Source organism: Amycolatopsis sp. NPDC051071, assembly GCF_040682875.1.
Lineage (GTDB): Bacteria > Actinomycetota > Actinomycetes > Mycobacteriales > Pseudonocardiaceae > Amycolatopsis.
Genome location: NZ_JBFBBY010000303.1, coordinates 1 through 3783 on the forward strand (window position 1 = coordinate 1; position 3783 = coordinate 3783).

The following is a 3783-nucleotide window of genomic DNA, read 5'->3' on the forward strand; positions in this document are numbered from 1 at the left end:
CTCGGCTCAGCCGAGGGAAGGAGTCCTTCACGCGCGGGCCGCAGGCCTGCTGGCGCGGCGATCCTACCTAAGACGCTCATGGTCGTAGCGACCCAAAACACTCACGACCCAGTCGCCGGATCGGCCGTTGACCCCGGGGCTAGGATCCCCGCTTGTGACGGACGAGAAACCGCTCCGAGCCGATGCCCGCCGAAACCGGACCAGGGTGTTGGAGGCTGCGGAGCGCGTCTTCACGGCCAAGGGCACCAGTGCGCCGACCGAGGAGGTCGCCCGCGAAGCAGGCGTCGGGGTCGGCACGGTGTTCCGGCATTTCCCGACGAAGGAAGCCCTGTTGGAGGCGGTTCTCTATGCGCGTCTTCATCGCTTCGTCGACGAAGCGGAAGCCACCGTGGCCGCCGAATCGCCCGACCCGGGTGCCGCGTTCTTCGGGTTCCTGATCGGCTGGATCGAGATGGCGGGCGCCAAGAACGCCTACTTCGAGGCCCTGTCCGCGGCCGGTGTCAGCGTCCCGTCGGCCGGGTCGGTCATCGGCGTCCGGCTGAAGGACGCGCTCGGCGTACTCCTCAGCCGCGCGCAGGACACCGGCGACGTCCGCAAGGATCTCGGCGTCGACGAGCTGATCCCGGTGATCATCGGGACGGCGAAGGCGGCGGAGCACGCCGGGCCCGAGTTGCGGACCCGGACGGTCTGCATCCTCTTCGACGGGCTCCGGCCGCGTCAGGCGTAGGGATCCATCGTCGGCCGCTTCGGCGCGAGCGCGTCGCCCGAGGACTCGCCCCGTAGACGGCGCTTGATCCACGGTACGGCGTGTTCCTTGCCCCATTGGAGGTTCTCGGTGCGCCGAGCCTGTGGGCTGAGCAACGGCCGCGGTCCGAGTTCGGCAGGCGTCAGCTTGTGCGGTTCGCCGAGGGCGTCGAGTACGGCGATGGCGATTTCGTTGTGTCCCAACGAGTTCAGGTGCAGGCGATCGGGCGCCCACAGCCGCCGGTCCCGCAACTGACGCATCGCCCACATGTCCACGAGCAGCGCCCCGTGCCGCGTGGCGATACCGCGGACGTGCTCGTTGTAGATCGCGACGCGGCCCCGGATCCGGCGGAACAGCGCGTCTTCGACACCGTCGACGCCGGTGAAGAGGACGACTCGCGCGCCGGTGGCGACGACCTTGCCGACCGCGACGTCGTAGTCGTCGAGGAGGGCGTCGATGTCAACCTTCGGCCGCATCAGATCGTTGCCACCGGCGTACAGCGTCACGATGTCCGGGTTCAGCGTGAGCGCCGGGTCGAGCTGCTCGGTGACGACCTGGCCGAGAAGTTTGCCGCGGATCGCGAGGTTGGCGTAGCGGAAGTCAGGGTGGTTGCCCGCGAGCTGGCCCGCGACGCGGTCGGCCCAGCCTCGGACGCCGTTCGGGGACGACGGGTCCTCGTCGCCCACCCCCTCGGTGAAGGAATCGCCGAGACAAACTAAGCGGTTGCTAGTAGTACAAAGCACGGGATAGATCCCCAAATCGGTGACGACATACCTTGCAGATGCTACTTACCCAGTGTGGTCGAGAAAGCTCAGGGCCCACTGCGCAGTGGGTATTGCTATGTCAGCTTGCTCGCTGCAGGGGCCGCGCACCTGCTGACCGTTCGCGGCCGGTCTGGATACCTCACCGGGCAAAACACGATTAAGGGGCAACTGTCGGCCGCGCTGCGCGACGCGGTTACCGCGGTGTGGGGAGCGCGGCGCCGGCGACGTTTAACGCCAAGCGCGACGCGATAGCCACCTTCACCGCGTTCTGCCGCGACCGCGGCCGGATCACCGGCGACCCGTTCGCTGGCCTCGCCCGCACCCGCAGCCCAAACCGCTCTCGCGCGCCCGGCCGCGCGCAGAGGTCGACCGGCTCCGTCGAGCCGCTGCTGGTCTCGACGGCGGAGCCACGCACGGGGCTGGGTGTCGTCGGGGAAGGCGGGGTCGCCGACGGTCAACGGCATCTAGATGAGTTCGTGTCCTGGTAGCAGCGTCAGCGCAGGCAACGACCTCAGGTCGAGGCTGCCGCGCACGTGTCCCGTTTCCCGACCTGTCATGTGGCGCAGATTAACCGATCGGGTGCACCTGGCCGCGACCAGAGCTTCGTGATTCTGCTGAACTCAGCGGTCAAGCTTCACCCGGCACTGAACTGGGTCGGGCACATCGACGTGCAGGACGACGGGCGGGTGAAGCTGCACGTCGACAAGCTCGGCGCACTCGGCGAATCGAGGTCCCTGGCCTGGCTGCGGGGCCGGGTGGAGAACATGCTCCCGAAGGTCGACCTGCCGGACCTGCTGTTCGAGGTGAACGCCTGGACCGGCTTCCTCGATGCCTTCGTGCACCTCGGCGACGGCACCACCCGGATGAAGGACCTGTCCACCTCGGTCGTCGCGCTGCTGGTGTCGGAGGCGTGCAGCATCGACCTCGCCCCGGTGGTCAAGCCCGGCTACGAAGCCATGACCCGGCCCGGCTCGTGCACGTCGACCAGTACTACCCGCGCGCCGGGACCATCGCCGCGGCGAACGTGCGGCTCATCGAGGCCCAGGCCGCCGTGCCCATCGTGAAGTTCTGGAGCAAGGGCCTGCTGGCCTCGGTGGACGGGCCGCGGTTCGTCGTCCCGGTCCGTACGGTCAGCGCGGCGCCGTCGCCGAAGTACTCCGGCTTCAAAGAGGGCATCACCTGGCTCAAAGGGTGAGTGCCGGCAGTTGTTGTAGTTGCGGCTGCATGGCTGGAGGACGGCGAGGCGCCGGAGGCCGCAGACGCGTGCTCAGGGTCACGCTCCGGCCCGTTTTTCAGTGCCATCGCGGGCCGGTGCGACCGCGATCCAGGAGCCGAGGAGGCGGAACTTCTCCTGGGTGGGTGATCCGGGCGGTGCCGACCAGGTGATCAGTTGCTGATCGGGATCTCCGGCCCAGTGGAAGGCGTCCCAGTCGAGGGTGAGGTCACCGAGGTCGGGGTGGTGGATGGTCTTGGTGCCGAAGTCGTCGCGGGCGACGTGGCGGGCGGCCCACCACTGGCGGAACTGCGGGCTCGTGAGCGACAGCTCGCCGACCAGGGATGCGAGCCGGGGATCGATGGGATTGTCGGCGGCCTGCATGCGCAGCAGCGCGACGCCGGCGCGGGCCATGGCCCCCCAGTCATCGTAAAAGTCCTTCATCCGAGGGTCGGTGAACAGCATCCGGATGTAGTTGCGCTCCTTGGGAGGCTTCGTGTCGACGTCGAGCAGGAGGGCGGCGGCCAGCGGGTTCCAGGCGAGGATGTCGAGGTACTTACCCAGCACGAACGCCGGCGTGTCGGTCAGCTGGTCCAGGAGGCGTTGGATCTGCGGGCGCGCGGGTGTCGAGCGGCGCCCCGGCGGGGTCCGCCGTTCGGCCTGCCGGGCGAGGTTTTCGGCATAGGAGCGCTGGTCGGGTGTGAGACGTAGCGCGTCGGCGATGGCTTCGAGGACGGGCTCAGAGGGCGCGAGTCGCCCTTGCTCGATGCGGGCGTAGTAATCCTGGCTGATCGCCACCCGCGCCGCGACCTCTTCGCGCCGCAGTCCGGACACGCGGCGGGATCCAGGGTCCCCCGGGGGGAGACCGAGGTCGGCGGGGTTGAGTTCGCTGCGGCGGGTCTTCAGGAACTGGCCGAGCTCTTCGAGGTGCGGGTTCTTCGCGCTCACGTCTCTCACAGCCTTCGGCCGTGGGGCGGGGGGAGCGGCGGGGGGGGGGCGCGGGAGGAAGGGATGGGGCCCAGAAGAGAGCCCAACACCGCAAACAAAAAAAGGAGATTGGG

The 3783-nt window shown here is 68.6% G+C and carries 4 protein-coding genes and 1 pseudogene; 3 read left to right on the plus strand and 2 right to left on the minus strand.

Annotated features, from left to right (window positions below):
• Positions 1-154: 154 nt before the first annotated feature.
• Positions 155-727, plus strand: a complete 573-nt coding sequence (locus AB0M65_RS40465) for a TetR/AcrR family transcriptional regulator (RefSeq protein ID WP_364040852.1) — start codon at positions 155-157, stop codon at positions 725-727.
• On the opposite strand, the gene AB0M65_RS40470 is transcribed toward AB0M65_RS40465, so the two are convergent.
• Positions 718-1488, minus strand: a complete 771-nt coding sequence (locus AB0M65_RS40470; protein ID WP_364040855.1) for an SGNH/GDSL hydrolase family protein — start codon at positions 1486-1488, stop codon at positions 718-720. The two genes, AB0M65_RS40465 and AB0M65_RS40470, sit on opposite strands and share 10 nt — an antisense overlap.
• Before the next feature lie 224 nt (positions 1489-1712).
• Between AB0M65_RS40470 and AB0M65_RS40475 the strand changes: the two genes are divergently transcribed.
• Positions 1713-1997 carry a hypothetical protein gene (locus AB0M65_RS40475; RefSeq protein WP_364040858.1) on the plus strand — a complete coding sequence of 95 codons (285 nt, stop codon included), beginning with the start codon at positions 1713-1715 and terminating at the stop codon, positions 1995-1997.
• A gap of 276 nt (positions 1998-2273) precedes the next feature.
• Positions 2274-2704 (plus strand): annotated as a pseudogene (locus AB0M65_RS40480) (Tn3 family transposase).
• 78 nt (positions 2705-2782) lie between these two features.
• Here the strand turns inward: AB0M65_RS40480 and AB0M65_RS40485 are convergent.
• Positions 2783-3670 (minus strand): helix-turn-helix domain-containing protein, encoded by an 888-nt coding sequence (locus AB0M65_RS40485; RefSeq protein ID WP_364040861.1) that lies wholly within the window; start codon positions 3668-3670, stop codon positions 2783-2785.
• Positions 3671-3783: the final 113 nt, after the last annotated feature.